At 71.5% G+C, this 15,621-nt stretch carries 13 protein-coding genes and 1 pseudogene; 8 read left to right on the forward strand and 6 right to left on the reverse strand.

The features are described 5' to 3' along the window. Nucleotides 1-42 precede the first annotated feature (42 nt). Together L1857_RS24235 and L1857_RS24240 are read left to right on the forward strand one after the other, a co-directional pair. Nucleotides 43-1,812 carry an acyclic terpene utilization AtuA family protein gene (locus L1857_RS24235; protein ID WP_249466377.1) on the forward strand — a complete coding sequence of 590 codons (1,770 nt, stop codon included), beginning with the start codon at nt 43-45 and terminating at the stop codon, nt 1,810-1,812. Further along, nucleotides 1,799-3,273: pseudogene (locus L1857_RS24240) on the forward strand (CoA transferase). The gene L1857_RS24235 and the pseudogene L1857_RS24240 overlap by 14 nt, the downstream one beginning before the upstream one ends. Before the next feature lie 253 nt (nt 3,274-3,526). Here the strand turns inward: L1857_RS24240 and L1857_RS24245 are convergent. Then, nucleotides 3,527-4,660 (reverse strand): acyl-CoA dehydrogenase family protein, encoded by a 1,134-nt coding sequence (locus L1857_RS24245; protein WP_094007931.1) that lies wholly within the window; start codon nt 4,658-4,660, stop codon nt 3,527-3,529. Between the two features lie 80 nt (nt 4,661-4,740). On the opposite strand from L1857_RS24245, the gene L1857_RS24250 reads away from it, so the two are divergent. Further along, nucleotides 4,741-6,207 (forward strand): aldehyde dehydrogenase family protein, encoded by a 1,467-nt coding sequence (locus tag L1857_RS24250; protein ID WP_116115511.1) that lies wholly within the window; start codon nt 4,741-4,743, stop codon nt 6,205-6,207. 41 nt (nt 6,208-6,248) lie between these two features. Then, nucleotides 6,249-7,334, forward strand: a complete 1,086-nt coding sequence (locus tag L1857_RS24255) for an IS630 family transposase (protein ID WP_249466381.1) — start codon at nt 6,249-6,251, stop codon at nt 7,332-7,334. Here L1857_RS24255 and L1857_RS24260 read toward each other — a convergent pair. After that, entirely contained in the window at nt 7,331-8,005 is a 675-nt protein-coding gene (locus tag L1857_RS24260) for a GntR family transcriptional regulator (protein WP_116115492.1), read from the reverse strand. The genes L1857_RS24255 and L1857_RS24260 overlap by 4 nt on opposite strands. A 51-nt stretch (nt 8,006-8,056) precedes the next feature. Here L1857_RS24260 and L1857_RS24265 point away from each other — a divergent pair, with 51 nt between their 5' ends. Further along, nucleotides 8,057-8,944: an oxygenase MpaB family protein gene (locus L1857_RS24265; protein ID WP_249466384.1), complete on the forward strand. Its 888-nt coding sequence runs from the start codon at nt 8,057-8,059 to the stop codon at nt 8,942-8,944. Nucleotides 8,945-9,180: 236 nt separating this feature from the next. Here the strand turns inward: L1857_RS24265 and L1857_RS24270 are convergent, their stop codons facing one another. Next, entirely contained in the window at nt 9,181-10,878 is a 1,698-nt protein-coding gene (locus L1857_RS24270) for an AMP-dependent synthetase/ligase (protein WP_249466385.1), read from the reverse strand. 81 nt (nt 10,879-10,959) lie between these two features. Here L1857_RS24270 and L1857_RS24275 point away from each other — a divergent pair, with 81 nt between their 5' ends. Next, a complete protein-coding gene (locus tag L1857_RS24275) occupies nt 10,960-11,571 on the forward strand; it encodes a TetR/AcrR family transcriptional regulator (protein WP_116115498.1) in 612 nt (203 codons plus the stop codon). Between the two features lie 451 nt (nt 11,572-12,022). Here the strand turns inward: L1857_RS24275 and dhaL are convergent, their stop codons facing one another. After that, nucleotides 12,023-12,619: a dihydroxyacetone kinase subunit DhaL gene (gene dhaL / locus L1857_RS24280; RefSeq protein WP_094008501.1), complete on the reverse strand. Its 597-nt coding sequence runs from the start codon at nt 12,617-12,619 to the stop codon at nt 12,023-12,025. 11 nt (nt 12,620-12,630) lie between these two features. Beyond that, nucleotides 12,631-13,629 carry a dihydroxyacetone kinase subunit DhaK gene (locus tag L1857_RS24285; RefSeq protein WP_116111969.1) on the reverse strand — a complete coding sequence of 333 codons (999 nt, stop codon included), beginning with the start codon at nt 13,627-13,629 and terminating at the stop codon, nt 12,631-12,633. A 107-nt stretch (nt 13,630-13,736) separates the two neighbouring features. Between L1857_RS24285 and L1857_RS24290 the strand changes: the two genes are divergently transcribed. After that, complete coding sequence (locus L1857_RS24290) at nt 13,737-14,480, forward strand: IclR family transcriptional regulator (protein WP_094008492.1); 744 nt, start codon at nt 13,737-13,739, stop codon at nt 14,478-14,480. Nucleotides 14,481-14,508: 28 nt separating this feature from the next. Beyond that, nucleotides 14,509-14,679 (forward strand): hypothetical protein, encoded by a 171-nt coding sequence (locus tag L1857_RS24295; protein WP_167481535.1) that lies wholly within the window; start codon nt 14,509-14,511, stop codon nt 14,677-14,679. Nucleotides 14,680-14,696: 17 nt separating this feature from the next. Here the strand turns inward: L1857_RS24295 and bdeA are convergent, their stop codons facing one another. Beyond that, a complete protein-coding gene (gene bdeA / locus L1857_RS24300; RefSeq protein WP_116111971.1) occupies nt 14,697-15,566 on the reverse strand; it encodes a bis(hydroxyethyl) terephthalate hydrolase in 870 nt (289 codons plus the stop codon). Nucleotides 15,567-15,621: the final 55 nt, after the last annotated feature.

Consider the following 15,621-nt stretch of genomic DNA (forward strand, 5'->3'; position numbering starts at 1 on the left):
GCTAATGAGCTATGGTCGGGGGAACCACGGGAGGTGCCGCCGATGACCGCTGTCCGGATCGCGAACTTCTCCGGCTATCTGGGGGATCGCTACACGGCGATCGACGAGGCGATGAGCGGCGATCCGGTGGACGTGCTGATCGGCGACTACCTCGCCGAGGTCACGCTGGCCGCACTGGCCACCGGCTACCGGCGGGACCCCGAACGCGGCTACGTCGAGTACTTCGTCGGCCAGATCCGCCCGCACCTGGCCGCGATCGCGCAGCGAGGCGTGAAGGTCGTGACCAACGCGGGCGGCTTCCACCCCGCCGCGCTCGCGGAGAAGCTGCGCAAGGTCGCCGCCGACGAGGGCGTCCCGCTGCGGATCGCGCACGTCGAGGGCGACAACGTGCTGTCCCGGCTGGGCGAGTACGCCGAGGCCGGGCACCGGCTGGAGAACCTGGACACCGGCGCGCCGCTGGCGTCCTGGGGGCACGAGCCGCTGGCCGCGAACGCCTACCTGGGCGGCTGGGGCATCGCGGCCGCGCTCGCCGAGGGCGCCGACATCGTGGTGTGCGGCCGGGTCGCCGACGCGTCACTGGTCACCGGACCGGCCGCGTGGTGGCACGGCTGGGCCACCGACGACTGGAACGCGCTCGCGGGGGCGGTCACCGCGGGCCACGTCATCGAATGCGGTCCGCAGGCCGTGGGCGGCAACTTCGCCGGCTTCACGCGCATCCCGGACATGCTGGTGCCGGGCTTCCCGATCGCCGAGGTCGCCGCGGACGGCAGCAGCGTGATCACCAAGCACACCGGGCACGGCGGCGCGGTCACCGTCGACACCGTGACCGCGCAACTGGTCTACGAGATCCAGGGCCCGCGCTACCTCAACCCGGACGTCACGGTGCACCTGGACACCGTGCGGCTGGCCGCGGCGGGACCGGATCGGGTCGAGGTCACCGGCGCGACCGGGTCCCCTCCCCCGCCGACCACGAAGGTCGCGGTGTTCGCCGCGATCGGTCACACGCTGGTCAACACCGTCTACGTCACCGCGCCGGACGTGGACGCGAAGGTCGCCCTGCTGCGCGCGCAGATCACCCGCGAGGTGCCCGAGGGTGTCGAGCTGGACATCACCAGACTGGGCACCGCGGCCACCGACCCCGAGACGCAGTGGGACGCCACCGTCGCGGTGCGCGTGATGGCCGTGGCCGCGACCCCGGAGCCGCTGGCGAAGCTGAACCTGGCCGGCCGGCTGGGATCGCTGTACCTGCAGAGCATCCCGGGCTTCTACCACGACGGCGGCGCCGGGCTGACCTCGCGCAGCAAACCGCGCATCGACTACTGGCCGGCGCTGCTGCCGATGTCGGAGGTGCCGCACCGGGTCGTCCTCGACGACGGCCGCACGCTGCCGATCGCCCCGCCGCCCACCGCGCCGGTCCAGCCGCAGCCGGTGCACCCCGAACCGGCCGGGCAGCCGCTGCCGGAGCGGGCGCGCAAGGCGCCGCTGGGCACCGTCGCCTACGCCCGCAGCGGTGACAAGGGAGGCAACAGCAACGTCGGGGTCTGGGTGCCGGACGAGCGGGCCTGGCCGTGGCTGCGGCAGGCACTGTCCACAGCGGAGCTTCGCAAGCTGTTGCCCGAGACCGGGGATCTCGACATCGTCCGGCACGAGTTCCCGCACCTGCGGGCCGTCCACTTCGTCCTGCGCGGCCTGCTGGGCACCGGAGGGTCCGCTAACCTGCGCACCGATCAGGTCGGCAAGGCCGTCGGCGAGTACCTGCGCGCCAAGCACGTCCTGATCCCCGAGGAGCTGCTCGACCATGTCGCTGACTGAGCGCATCACCGCGGCCGTGGCGAACCCCGCGACGAGCGACGAGTTCGACCCGCACGCCGAGCTGGCCGAGGTGCTGGCCGGGATCGGGATGAGCCCGGCCGACACCGGCGGCGCGATCACGTTCCGCGGTGCGGACCCGGTGGTGCCGAGCACGCTGCGGCTGGGCGGGTCGGCGGCGATCGCGCTGGCCGCGAAGTCCGCCGCGATCGCGAAGCTGTGGCGGCTGCGCGGCGGTGACGGGCAGGACATCGGCGTCGACCTGCGCGTGGCGCCGCACCGGCTGTGCCCGTTCTACGACCGGAAGTGGGAGCTGCTCAACGGGTATCCGGCGAGCACCCCGGCGAACCCGTCACAGGCGCTGGGGTTCCGCTTCTACCGCACGGCGGACGACGAGTGGGTGATGCCGCTCAACCCGTACCCGAAGATCAAGCTGGCGGCGCAGAAGCTGCTCGGCGTGCCCGACGACACCGAGGCGGTCGCCGCGGCGATCGCGAAGTGGCGGGGCCGGGACCTGGAGAACGCGGCGGTCACGGCGGGCGCGGTGCTGCCGATGCTGCGCACGCCCGCGGAGCTGATGGCCGAACCGCACTACCGCCAGGTGCTGGCGGACCTGCCGCTGGTGGAGATCACGAAGATCGGCGACAGCGCGCCGGAACCCCTTGGCGCGGCGGAGGATCCGCTGTCCGGGGTGCGGGCGCTGGGGATGGGGCACGTCATCGCCGGCGCGGGGGTGGGCCGGGCGCTGGCGTTGCACGGGGCGGACGTGCTGAACGTGTGGCGGCCCGGCGAACTGGAGCACGACGTCACCTACATCACGGCGAACGTGGGGGTGCGGTCGGCGACGATCAGCCCGTACGAGTCCGCGGGGGCCGGGCTGCTGCGGTCGTTGCTGCGGGACGCCGATGTCTTCTACGCCAACCGGCGACCGGGGTATCTGGACAAGATCGGGTTCTCGGCGGAGGAGGCCGCGGCGGTGCGGCCCGGAATCATCCACGCGACGGCGTCGCTGAACGGGCAGCAGGGCCGTGGGCGGACCGGGTGGGGTTCGACCAGAGCGCGGGCAGCCTGGTCGGGATGATGCACCTGGAGGGCGACGGGGTGCGGCCGGCGCTGCCGCCGATCCTGGTGGTCAACGACTACATCGTGTCGTGGCTGATGGCGGCGGGGATCGTGGAGGCGCTGGCGCGGCGGGCCCGGGACGGCGGGAGCTACCGGGTGCACGTGTCGCTGACGCGGGCGGCGCTGTGGATCCTGGGGCTGGGCGTGTTCGACAAGACGTACGCGACGGAGGTCGCGGGCCGTGGTGAGGAGCACGAGTACCTGGACCCGGAGACCTTCACCGCCGACACGCCCCTGGGGCGCTACCAGGGGGTCACGGACCAGGTGCGCATGTCGGCGACGCCGGGCCGCTACCGGACGGTGCTCGTGCCGCGGGGCTCGTCACGGCCGGAGTGGCTCTGAAGAGGCGGTTGCCGGAGCACCACTCGCCGGGAGGCACAGCCGGCACCCGGCGCACCCGCACCCGCGACGGCAGAACTCGCGCCCACGAACGCGGAACTCGCACCCACGAACGTGGAACTCGCGCCGACGAACGTGGGACTCGCGCCCAGGCCGAACCGGCGCGAGTCCCACACTCGGGCACGCGAGTCCTGCGCTCAGGCGCGTGAGTTCCGCGCCCGGGTGCGTGAGTTCCGCGCCCGGGCGCGAGGCCCGCTCAGAGGCCGTACGTCTTGCCGATGATGTCCCGCTGCACCTCGCTCGTGCCGCCGTACACGGTGCTCACCACGGTGGCCCGTAGGTGGCGCTCCATGTCGTACTCGGTCGCGTAGCCGTAGCCGCCCATCATCTGCATTCCCTCGAGCGCGATCTGCTTCGCGGTCTCGGTCACCTTCAGCTTCGCCATCGAGGCCTCCCGCGGCAGCTGCCGGTCCGGGTGCTCGTCCGCCATCGCCGCCACCCGGTACACCAGCAGCTCGCAGCACGCCAGCTCGGTCGCCAGGTCGGCGATCCGGTGCCGCAGCGCCTGGAACGTCCCGATCGGACGGCCGAACTGGGTGCGCTGCCGCACGTACTCCAGGGTGTCGTCGAGGATCCGCTTCGCCCGGCCGAGCATCGTCGCGGCGAGGATGAGCCGTTCGGCGTTCAGGCCCGCCGTCAGCTGGTGCCACGCCCGGTCGGCCTCGCCCACCACGGACTCGGCGGGCACCAGGCAGTCGGTGAAGTACAGGTCGTTGACCTCCCGCCCGCCCATCGTGTCGATGCCCTTGATCCGCAACCCCTCGGCGCCGGTGGGCACGCAGAACATGGTCAGCCCGTCGTGGCGCTTCCCGGACGTGCGGGCGACGAGCAGGATGTGGTCGGCGAGGTGCGCGTTGGAGCACCACGTCTTCTGGCCGTTGATCAAGTACCCGTCGTCGACCCGCTCGGCCTTGCAGGTCAGGGCGGCCACGTCGGAACCGGCGCCCGGCTCGGACATGGAGATCGCCTCGACCGCACCCGCGGCGACCCCGCCGATCACCTCGGTGCGCTGCTTCTCGGTGCCGAACTTCAGGTACGGGCCGGCCGCGATGATCGATGTCGTGTACCCGCCCACCGGCGCGAGACCGTAGGCACTGCGCTCGGCGAACACCGCGATCTCGGTCATCCCGCCGCCGGCGCCGCCGTACTCCTCGGGCAGGCCGGCCCCGAGCCAGCCCAGCTCGGCCATCCTCCGGTAGAGGCCGCCGTGGTGATTCTCCGTCCCGTTGCCGGTGAGCGCGTCGCGCTGCTCACGGGTGCCGCATTCGCGGCGGCAGAACTCGTCGATCGCCGCGGCGAACGCGCGCAGGTCGGGGTTGAGGTCGAGCATCGGAACCACCCATCTTCTTGTATCTGACCTCATACCAAATATATGATCGCGCCATCAGACTCAAGCCCGAGGAGACGACGATGACGTCGGTGCAGGAGACGCTGCGCTCGCTCGACCCGGCGACCGGGGAGGTCGTCGGTGAGTACCCGGTCGCGACCGCCGAGGACGTCCGCGCCGCGGTCGACCGCGCGCGGGAGGCCGCCCGGTGGTGGTCGGGCCTGGGCTGGTCCGGCCGGCGCTCGTGGCTGCGGCGCTGGAAGCGGGCGCTGGCCCAGGGCGCCGGCGAGCTGGCCGGGCTGATGAGCGCCGAGACCGGCAAGCCCCTCGACGACGCGCTCCTGGAGATCATGCTCGCGGTCGAGCACCTGGATTGGGCGGCCGGCCACGCCGAGCGCGTGCTCGGCCCGCGCCGGGTCCCCGCCGGCCTGCTCGCCGCACACCAGGCGGCCACGCTGGAGTACCAGCCGATGGGCGTGGTCGGCGTGATCGGCCCGTGGAACTACCCGGTCTACACCCCGATGGGTTCGATCTCCTACGCGCTGGCCGCGGGCAACGCCGTCGTGTTCAAGCCGAGCGAGTACACGCCGGGCACTGGGCGGTGGCTCGCCGACCGATGGGCCGAGCTGAGGCCTGAAGAGCCGCCGTTTCAGGTCGTCATCGGGGACGGCGCGACCGGCGCGAGCCTGTGCGCGTCCGGTGTGGACAAGGTCGCGTTCACCGGTTCCGGCGCCACCGCGCGGAATGTGCTCGCGTCGTGCGCGGAGTCGCTCACGCCGGTGGTGGCGGAGTGCGGCGGCAAGGACGCGCTGATCGTCGCGGCGGACGCGGACCTCGACGCCGCCGCGCAGGCGGCCGTGTTCGGCGCGTTCGGCAACGCGGGACAGACCTGCGCCGGGGTGGAACGGGCCTATGTGGACGAATCGGTGTTCGGCGAGTTCGTCCGGCGGGTCGAGGAGCTGGCGGGCCGCGTCCAGCCGGGCTCGTCGTACGGGCCGATCACCATGCCCGGGCAGCTGGACGTCATCGGCAGGCACATCGGCGACGCGCTGGACCGCGGCGGGAAGGCGGTCGTCGGCGGCCGGGAGTCGGTGCGGGCGCCGTTCGTGGCGCCGGTCGTGGTCACCGGCGTGCCGGAGGACAGCGCGGCGGTCACCGAGGAGACCTTCGGCCCGACGCTGGTGGTCAACCGCGCCCGCGACCTGGACCACGCCGTGGACCTGGCCAACGAGAGCCGGTACGGGCTGGCGGCGTCGATCTTCAGCCGGGACCGCCGGACGGCGGAGACGGCGGCCCGGCGGTTGCGCTGCGGTGGCGTGTCGATCAACTCGGTGCTGGGGTTCGCCGCGGTGCCGTCACTGCCCTTCGGCGGCGTGGGCGAATCCGGTTTCGGCCGCATCCACGGCGCGGACGGCCTGCGGGAGTTCGCCCGGGCGAAGTCCGTGACGCGGCAACGGTTCCGGCCGCTGCTGGACCTGATGTCGTTCGACCGCAAGCCGGCGCACGTGGCTCTGGCCCGCACCCTGCTGCGCCTGCGCCACGGCCGCTAGTGTCCTGAGTCGTTAATTCGAGTTCAGCTGTAGGGTGCGGCATGCCGAATCCGAAGCTGCCTGAGTTGGCCTTGTCCGTTGATGAGGCACAGACGTTGCGGAACTGGGTGCAGCGGCGGAAGACGGCTCAGGCGTTGGCGTTGCGGTCGCGGATCGTGCTGCGGTGCGCCGAGGGCGGCTCGAACAGCGAGATCGCCGCGGAGTTGGGCGTCGGGCGCGCGATGGTCGCGAAATGGCGTTCCCGGTTCGTGGCCCAACGACTGGACGGCCTGGTCGACGAGCCACGTCCGGGGCGCCCGCGCACGATCACCGACGAGCAGGTCGAGGCGGTGATCACCAAGACGCTGGAGTCCACGCCGGCGAATGCGACGCACTGGTCGACCCGGTCGATGGCTGCGGAGTCCGGGTTGACCCAGACCGCGGTGACCCGGATCTGGAATGCGTTCGGTCTGCAGCCGCATCGCCGTGAGGCGTGGAAGTTGTCCAAGGATCCGTTGTTCGTGGACAAGGTCAAGGACGTGGTCGGGCTTTACCTCGCGCCGCCGGAGCGGGCGGTGGTGCTGTGCGTGGACGAGAAGTCCCAGATCCAGGCGCTCAACCGCACCGCCCCGATCCTGCCGATGATGCCGGGAACGCCGCAGCGTGCCACGCACGACTACACCCGCCACGGCACCTCCAGTCTGTATGCCGCACTGGACATCGCCACCGGCAAGGTCATCGGCCGGCTGCACGCGCGGCATCGTGCGATCGAGTTCAAGAAGTTCTTGATCGCCATCGACAACGAAGTACCCGCGGACCTGGCAGTGCATCTGGTTATGGACAACGTCTCGACCCACAAGACCCCGGTGATCAAACGCTGGCTGGCAGCTCACCCGCGGTTCACCGTGCACTTCACTCCGACCTCGAGTTCCTGGCTCAACCTCGTCGAACGCTGGTTTTCCGAGCTGACGACCAAAAAACTCCAACACGGCAGCCACACCAGCGTCCACGCGCTCAATCGCGACATCCGCGCATGGATCGAGACCTGGAACAACGAACCACGGCCCTACGTCTGGACCAAGACCGCCGACCAGATCCTTGACTCCATCGCACGCTACTGCACGCGAATTAGGGACTCAGGACACTAGTCCTGCGACCACATCCCGATCTCCTCCAGGTGCGCGATGAGCCGGGCGCCGCTGTCCAGGACGTGCTTGCGGGTCTCGGCCATCGCGGCTTCGACGTCGCCCCGGTGCAGCGCCCGCAGGAGCTTCTTGTGCGAGCGGACGGCTCCGAAGCGCCACTCGGCATCCGTGGAGTAGAAGTGCTGCGGCAGGTACACCGAGACGTTGCGCAGCAGCCAGGACAGCTTGCGCGACTGGGCGACGAGGTTGATCGCGCGGTGGAACTCGTACTCCAGCCGCTCCAGCTCCGCGGCGTCGGCGGCCTCGGCGGCGCGGAGGAGGTCGTCGTTGATCGCCGTGAACCGCTGCACGTCCTCGGCCGTGAGCCGGAGCGTGGCGCGGCCGACCAGCGTGCACGCGAGATCGGACTGGACCGCGAACATGTCCTCGACGTCCTGTCGCGACAGTGGCTGCACCACGTACCCGCGGCGCGGTTCGAGCTCGACCATGTCCTCCCCGCGCAGCGCGGCCAGCGCCTCGCGCACCGGGGTCACGCTCACCCCGAGGTCCGCCGCGATCTGGTCCAGCCGCAGGAACTCCCCCGCGCGGACCTCACCCGACGTGATCATGTTGCGCAGGTGCGCGGCCACCTCGTCGGCCAGCTGGGGCCGGCGGGTGAGACCGGATCGCGGCATCTTGCCCTCCTTCTGTCAGATATAGGATATTGGATAACGAGGAGGCTGGCGATGACCGGATACTGGCTGCGCCGGATCGAGCGGTGCGACCCCGAGCGGGACCACCAGGAGATCTACCGCATCTCCATCGGCTTCGAGTTCCCGTGGGACTACCAGCGGGCCCTGGAGTTCGCGCTGTTCCGCACGTACTGCGTCCCGAGCATCTCACACCTGCTCGCGGCGACGGGCGAGTTCGAGAAACGGCCGCAGAAGCGCTATGACGACACGGCCGTGCTGATGGCGGAGCTGGCGGAGCACGGGTACGACTCGCCGCGCGGGCGGGAGGCGCTGAGCACGGTGAACCGGATGCACGGCCGGTACCGCATCAGCAACGACGACATGCTGTACGTGCTGTCGACGTTCGTCTACGACCCGATCGACTGGATCGACTCGTTCGGCTGGCGGCCGCTGCACGAGAACGAGCGCCAGGCGGCGTACTTCTACTTCCGGGAGGTCGGCAGGCGGATGGGGATCAAGGACATCCCCGGCGACTTCGACGCGTTCCGCAAGTTCAAGGACGCCTACGAGGAGGCGAACTTCGTATATTCGCCGGACAATCACCGGATCGGGCGGTACACGCTGGACCTGTTCTGCGTGTGGTTTCCGAAGCCCCTGCGCCCGGCGGTGGCGATGGGCGCCAAGAGCCTGCTCGACGACCGGATGCTCGCGGCGTTCGGGTTCCGCCCGAGCCCGGCGTGGGTGGGCCGCGCGGCGCGGGCGGGACTCCGCGCGCGGGCCGCGGTGGTGCGGCTGCTGCCGCCGCGCCGGAAGTCGAAGCTGCTGAACTCGAAGGTCCGCAGCTACCCCGGCTACCCGAAGGGGTACTCACCGTCGGACCTCGGAGCACCCGAACCACCGGCGGACATCGACCCAGCCCTGCTGCGGCGCCGTGCGCGCTGAGATTCGGTAGCCGCGCGCAGGCGGCCTGGCCGGTCACATGTGACCTGTATGCCGGAAGCGGCTCGCGGGACTGGGAGCCGCTTCCGGCATATATCAGGTACGAGTGGGCAGGCGTCCTCGACCTCGGGACGAGGTCGGGCAGTTCCGGGAGGCGCTTCCCGGATTCCTGAGTGACTCAACTCCACCAGCGGCCCTGCGAACCAGCGGCCACCCCACCGCATCCTCGGCCACCGCGCTCAGTCCCGGTACAGCGCCTCGATCTCGTGGGCGAACCGGTCGTGCAGTACGCGGCGCTTCAGCTTCAGCGTGGGCGTCAGCTCGCCCGACTCCGGGGACCACGCCTCGGGCAGGATGGAGTGCTTCTTGATCTGCTCGGCGCGCGCCAGTTGGCCGTTCACCGCCGCGACGAGCTTCGACATCTCCTCTCGCACCGTCGGGTGGCCGGCCAGGTAGGCGAGGCTCCCGCTGATCCCGCGCGCCTTCGCCCAGGCCGGGGCCGCCTCCTCGTCCAGGGCGATCAGCGCCGTCAGGTACGGCCGCCCCTCCCCGACCGCGACCGCGTGCCCCACCAGCGGGTGCGCCTTCAGCAGCCCCTCGATCTTGGTCGGCGCCACGTTCTTGCCGCTGGAGGTGATGATCAGCTCCTTCTTGCGGTCGGTGATCGTCAGGTAGCCGTCCTCGTCGAGGTTGCCGATGTCCCCCGTCGCGAGCCAGCCGTCCGCGTCGGTCACCTTCTCGACCGTGCCGTCGGCCCGCAGGTACCCGGAGAACACGATCGGGCCGCGCACGAAGATCTCGCCGTCCCCGGCGATCCGCAGCCCGACCCCGGGCAGCGGCCGCCCGACCGTCCCCGGCTTCGCCGCGCCCGGGATGTTCGCCGTGGCACATCCGGTGGTCTCGCTCATCCCCCACACCTCGTGCACGTCGATCCCCGCGCTCGCCAGGAACTCCCGCACCGGCGCGGGCAGCGGCGCCGAACCGCTGCCCGGCCACTGCAGCCCGTCGAGACCGAGCTGCGTCAGGATCGCGCCGCGCTGGTCCTCCGGCGTCGCCGCGAAAGCCGCCTGCAGCGCGGCCGCCAGCTTCTCCCACACCCGCGGCACTCCGAAGAACGACGGCGGCCGCACCCGGGCGAGCGTGGTCACCGCCTGCGCCGGCTCCGGGCAGATGTGCACGTGCGACGCCTTGTACAGCGCGCGATAGATCGCCAGTTCCCGCTCGGCGATGTGCGCGAGCGGCAGGTAGGCGATCGTCGGCGCGTGGTCGGCCATAGGCACCAGCCGGTCCAGCGCGACGGCCTCATATATGACGTTGTAGTGCGTCAGGACGACGCCCTTCGGATCGCCGGTGGTGCCCGAGGTGTACATCATGCCGACCGGCTCGTGCGGCTCGATCGCGTCGGTGAACCCCTCGAAGGCGGCCGGGTCCGCCCGGTGCGCCGCCGTGCCGCGCCGCAGCACGTCCGCCCAGTGCACGAACCGGCTGTCCCCAGGCAGCTCGACGTCCTCCAGCACCACGACGTGCCGCAGCGCCGGTAGATCACCGAGGACGGGGCGCCACCGATCCAGCTCGGCGGCACCCTCCAGGACGACGACCGTCGCGGCGGAATGCCGTGCCACATATCTGATCTGCTCGGTGCTCAACGTGTGGTAGGCGGTGCACGGCAGCGCTCGCAGGTGGGCGGCGGCGAGGTCGGTGACCCAGTGCTCGGGGCGGCTGGACATCATGATCAGCAGGCGCTCGCCCGGCGCGAGACCCAGCCGCGCCAGGCCGTGCGCAAACCCGGCAACCTGGTTCCGCAGGTTCGACCAGGTGACGGTGTCCGCGCCGGTGGTCAGCGCGGGCTCGCCGGCGAACCGTTCGGCATTCCGCCGCAGCAGCCCGGGGACGGTCAGCTTGGCGGCCTCCGCCGCACACTCCTGCGCAAGGTCCATGCTCGCTCCTCGTTGATTCGCATAACCGGCGTTACGTATCATGCGTTACGTAACAGTGGTTATGGAAGAGGGTGCGGGACGATGGCACGGCGAATTCGCGATCCGCAGTCGCGCGACCAGCTTGTCGACGCGGCGTGGCGGCTGGTCGCCGCCCACGGCCCCAACGACACCACCCTGCGCGCGGTGGCCGCCGAAGCCGGCGTGACGACCGGTTCGGTGACCCACTACTTCGCCGACAAGGCCGAGCTGATGGGCGCGGTGCTGCGGCACAACGCGGCGGTCGCCTCGGCGCGGGTGCTCGCCGCGATCGGCTCCAAGCGCGGGCTGGCCGCCGCCGAGGCCGCGACGCTCGCGCTGCTGCCGCTGGACGAGGTCCGGTTCCGCTGCTGGCAGATCTGGCTCGCGTTCTGGTCGCACGATCCCGGGCAGGTGCGGGAAGGCGGGTTCGGCGAGGGCTACCGCGACTGGGCCGAACGGGTGGAAGCGCACCTGGCCGAGGCCGTCGAGGACGGGGAGTTACCGCGCGGACTGGATCTGCGGTACGAGGTGCACGTGCTGGGGACGCTCGTCGCCGGGACCGGGCTGCTGGCGGGGTCCGATGAAATTGGGCGGGCTCGGTTGCGGAAGCGCGCGAAGCGGGTTTTTGGGGAGCATTTCGCTGGGTTGGCTGCTCGGGTTGGGGTGGACGTGTAGGCGCTACGCGCGTGTTTGCGCTGCGCGCGGCTGGAAGCGCCGGCTTCGCTTCGCTACGCCCGGATCTGCCCCTCCCGGACCCGATCTTTCAGTGTTCGGTTGCCGAGAAGCGGCGTCAAGGCTGGAAAGAGTACCTTGACCCCGCTGCTCGGCAACCGATGTGGGCTGGGGATCGGGTGCGGGAGGGGGAGTGGTTCGGGGGGTTGTTGCTTTGCGTTGCCGGGTGGCGGTTTGCCGGTGCGGCGGGCGGCTTGACGAGGTGCGGCGTTGTGTTGCCGGGCGGTGATTTGCCGGTGCGGCGGGCAGCTCGGCGAGGCGCGGCGTTGTGTTGCCGGGCAATGATCGCCAGCCAGCGATTCCCCACACGGCCTGGCCGGGCTCGCGGCATCGCAGGCAGCGGGACTGTGGCGGAGTGGTGCGGCCGCACCCCATGTGGCCGCACCACCCCGGGCTATTCGGTGGCGGCTTCGAAGAACCAGGCGACCGTCAGCGCGCCGGGATCCGTCACGCCGCGCGCGTGTTCCCCGACGTAGCTGGCCCGGCCGCGCTTCGCCAGCAGTTGCTCCGTCGAGCGGGCTCCCGCGTCCGCCGCGGCGGCCGCTTCCTTCAGCGCGGTTTCCACGTCGGCGTTGCGCTCCGCCGCCGCCGCCAGCGCCTGCGCCGCCGGCACCATCGCGTCCACCATCGTCTTGTGGCCCACCTCGGCTCCGCCCAGGCGGCGCACCGTCGCCTCCGCCTCGCCGGCCGCGGCCGCCAGGCTCCGCGGCGTCACCTCGTCGCCCAGGCCCTTGGCGAACTCCCGGAACCACATGCCGAACAAGGGACCGCTGGTGCCACCGGTGTTGAGGAACGCGTCCGACACCGCGGTGAACACCGCACCGGGCGTTCGCGGGTCGTCGGCGGCCAGGTTCGCCCGCACCTTCCCCAGGGCCGACCGGAGGTTGGTGCCGTAGTCGCCGTCACCGGCGCGGCGGTCCAGCTCCGTCAGCTCGGCGCCGCGCTCGTCGATGACGGCAGCGAACCGCTCGATCCACGCACGAGTGTCCACAATGGTCTCCTTCACCAGGTCAGGGCCGCGGTGCGGACGGGCGCGTCCCACAGGGCCAGCAGTTCGTCGTCGGCGCGCAGCAGCGTGATCGAGCAGCCCCGCATGTCCAGCGCGGTCACGTACGACCCGACCAGCGCACGGCCGATCCGCACACCCAAGCCGTCCAGGAACCCACCCAGCTCGCGGTGCACCACCGACAACTCCAGACCGTGCGTCGCGCCCAGGCCGTTGACGATCGCGATCACCTCGTCGCCCCGGTCCAGGCCCAGCGCGGCCACCAGCGGCTTGGTCAGATCGGCCACCAGTTCCCGCACCGGCGCGTACGGGCGCCGCCCCACACCGTGCTCGCCGTGGATGCCGACCCCGAACTCGATCTCGCCGTCCGGCAGGTCGAACGACGGCCGGTCCTGACCCGGCTGCGTGCACGCCGCCAGCGCCAGCGCCATCGTGCGCGCCGACGACACGATCCGCTCCCCCAGCGCGGCCAGCTCGTCCAGCGACGCGCCGTTCTCCGCCGCCGCGCCGCAGATCTTCTCCACCGCCACGACCGCCGCCGTGCCGCGACGGCCGGGCGCGCCGTCCTCCTGGCCGTCGGTGGCGAGGTCGTCGTCGACGAGGACGGTCCGCGTCTCGATGCCGTCGTCGGCGGCCAGCTCGGCGGCGATGCGGAAGTTCAGCACGTCACCGGTGTAGTTCTTGACGATCAGCAGCACCCCGCGGCCCCGGTCCGCGGCGGCGATGGCCGCGCGGATCTGGAACGCCGTCGGGCTGGCGAACACCGCGCCCGGCACGGCGGCGTCCAGCATGCCGGCGCCGACGAAACCGGTGTGCAGCGGCTCGTGCCCGGAGCCGCCGCCGGAGACCAGCGCGACCTTGTCCGCTTGCCGCGCGCGGACCACGTACGCCGGGTCCTCGTGGTAGCGGACCAGGTCCGGATGCGCCCGCTGGAGCCCCTCCAGCGCCTCCCGCACGAAATCGTCCGGATCGTTCACGAGCTGGCGAACCGCCATGCCACCCCTCCGTCATCGTCGACCATCATTCGACATTGTCGAATCGCGTACGAAGATAGAACGGCGGGCGGCTGTTGTAAAGTGCTGGCGGGCAGGAGGGTGCACCGATGATCCAGTCCGTCGACCGGGCGGTCCGCGTGCTCGCCGTGCTGCAGGCGGAACGGCGGCTGAGCCTGTCCGAGATCGCGGCCCGGCTGGGGCTGGCGCCGTCCACGGTGCACGGCATCATCAAAACGTTGCAGGCCCACGGCCTGGTGCTGCAGGACCGCGGCTCGGCCCGCTACCGGCTCGGGCCCGCCGTGCTCAAGCTCGGCAACGTCTACCTGGACACCCTCGAACTGCGGTCCCGCTCGCTGACCTGGGCGGCCGAGCTGGCGCGCACGACCGGGTTCGCGGTGCGGACCGGGGTGCTGCTGCCGGGCGAGGTGATGATCGTGCACCACGAGCCGCGCCCGGACGGCTCCCGCCAGATGCCGGAGGTCGGGATCGTCATCCCGGCGCACGCGAGCGCGCTCGGCAAGGCGATGCTGGCCTGGTCCCCGGACCTCGCGCCGGAACCGCTGCGCAGCATGACCCGGGACACCGTCACCGACCCGGCGGAGCTGGCCGCGCACCTGGCCCAGGTGCGCGGCGAGGCGCTGGCGACCGAGGTGGAGGAGGCGGTGATCGGCGAGTGCTGCGTGGCCGCGCCGATCTTCGACGCCGCCCACGACATCGCCGGGGCGATCGGCGTGGTGGTGCCGATGACCGACTGGCCGGCCGGCCCCGCGGTGCCGAGCGCGGTGCGGGAGGCGGCGCGGGCGATCTCCCGCGAGCTGGGCGCGCCGTCCTGGCCGCCGGCGCAGGCATGATCACGCGCCGGCCGGGTACCCGGCCGGCATGACGACCTCACCGTTCGAACCCGACCCGTACCTGGGCGAAGAGCGCATCGCCGCCGCGGACCCCGGTCCCGGAGCGCCGGAACCGGCACCGGGCTTCGGCCCCCGCGGCGGCAACGCGGAGGACGAGCACCGCGGCGAAACGGCGGACCAGGAGCGCGAAGACTCCTGATCCGCCGCCCCGGAGCATCAGTACGGGCAGGTCGACCGGTACTCCTCGATCGCCAGACCGCTCGGGTTCGGGCAGAGGAACTGGTCGTAGCGGGTGTCGTTGTCGATGAACCGCTTGAACCACGAGATCATGTATTTGGCCATCGTGGTGTTGGACGTGTTCGGGAAGAAGTGCGACGCGTTGTTCAGCTCCATGTACGCCTTGTCCAGGCTGCTGGGCAGCGACGTGTAGAACGGCTCGGAGTGCGAGGAGACCGGCGCGACCGAGTCCGACTCGCCGCCGATGATGAACGTCGGCACCTGCACGCTGGAGAAGTTCTTCCGCAGGTTCCACGGCGCGAGCGGCACGGCCGCCTGCAGCGCGGGCCGTTCGTCGGCGGCCTCCAGGGTGCCGCCACCGCCCATCGAGTGCCCGGCGACGCCGAGGCGGCTGCTGTCGATGCGGCCGCGCACCGAGCTGCGCTGCGTCAGGTAGTCCAGCGCCGCGAGCAGCTGGTCACCCCGGCTGGACGGCTGGTCGTAGCGGGTGATCGTGTCGATGGTGAACACGACGAACCCCTGCGAGGCCAGGCGCGGCCCGATCCAGGCGATGCTGGACTGGTCGGCGGTGTAGCCGGGCGAGATCGCGACCGCGCCGAAGGTGCCCTGACTGGTGTCGGCCGGGTAGTAGATGGTGCCGCCGCCGAAGCCGCTGACGGCCAGCGACGAAACCGTGGTCTGCGAGACGGCGAACGGGCCGCGGCTGGCCTCGATGCTCGACTCGGTCGGGTCGGGGCCGCGCTCGTACGGGTTGTCGGCGGCCTGGGCTGTGGCCGTCGCAGCGGCGGTGCCCGCGACCAGGGCCAGCGCCGTGACCAGCCGGGAGAGGTGTCTTGGTGAACGTCGCACTGTTCGAACTCCCTTTCCGTGAGAGGGGAACCAGGCGAGCGTGGCAAAAGCCCGC

The organism is Amycolatopsis thermalba (genome assembly GCF_023376025.1).
GTDB classification, from domain to species: Bacteria; Actinomycetota; Actinomycetes; order Mycobacteriales; family Pseudonocardiaceae; genus Amycolatopsis_E; species Amycolatopsis_E thermalba.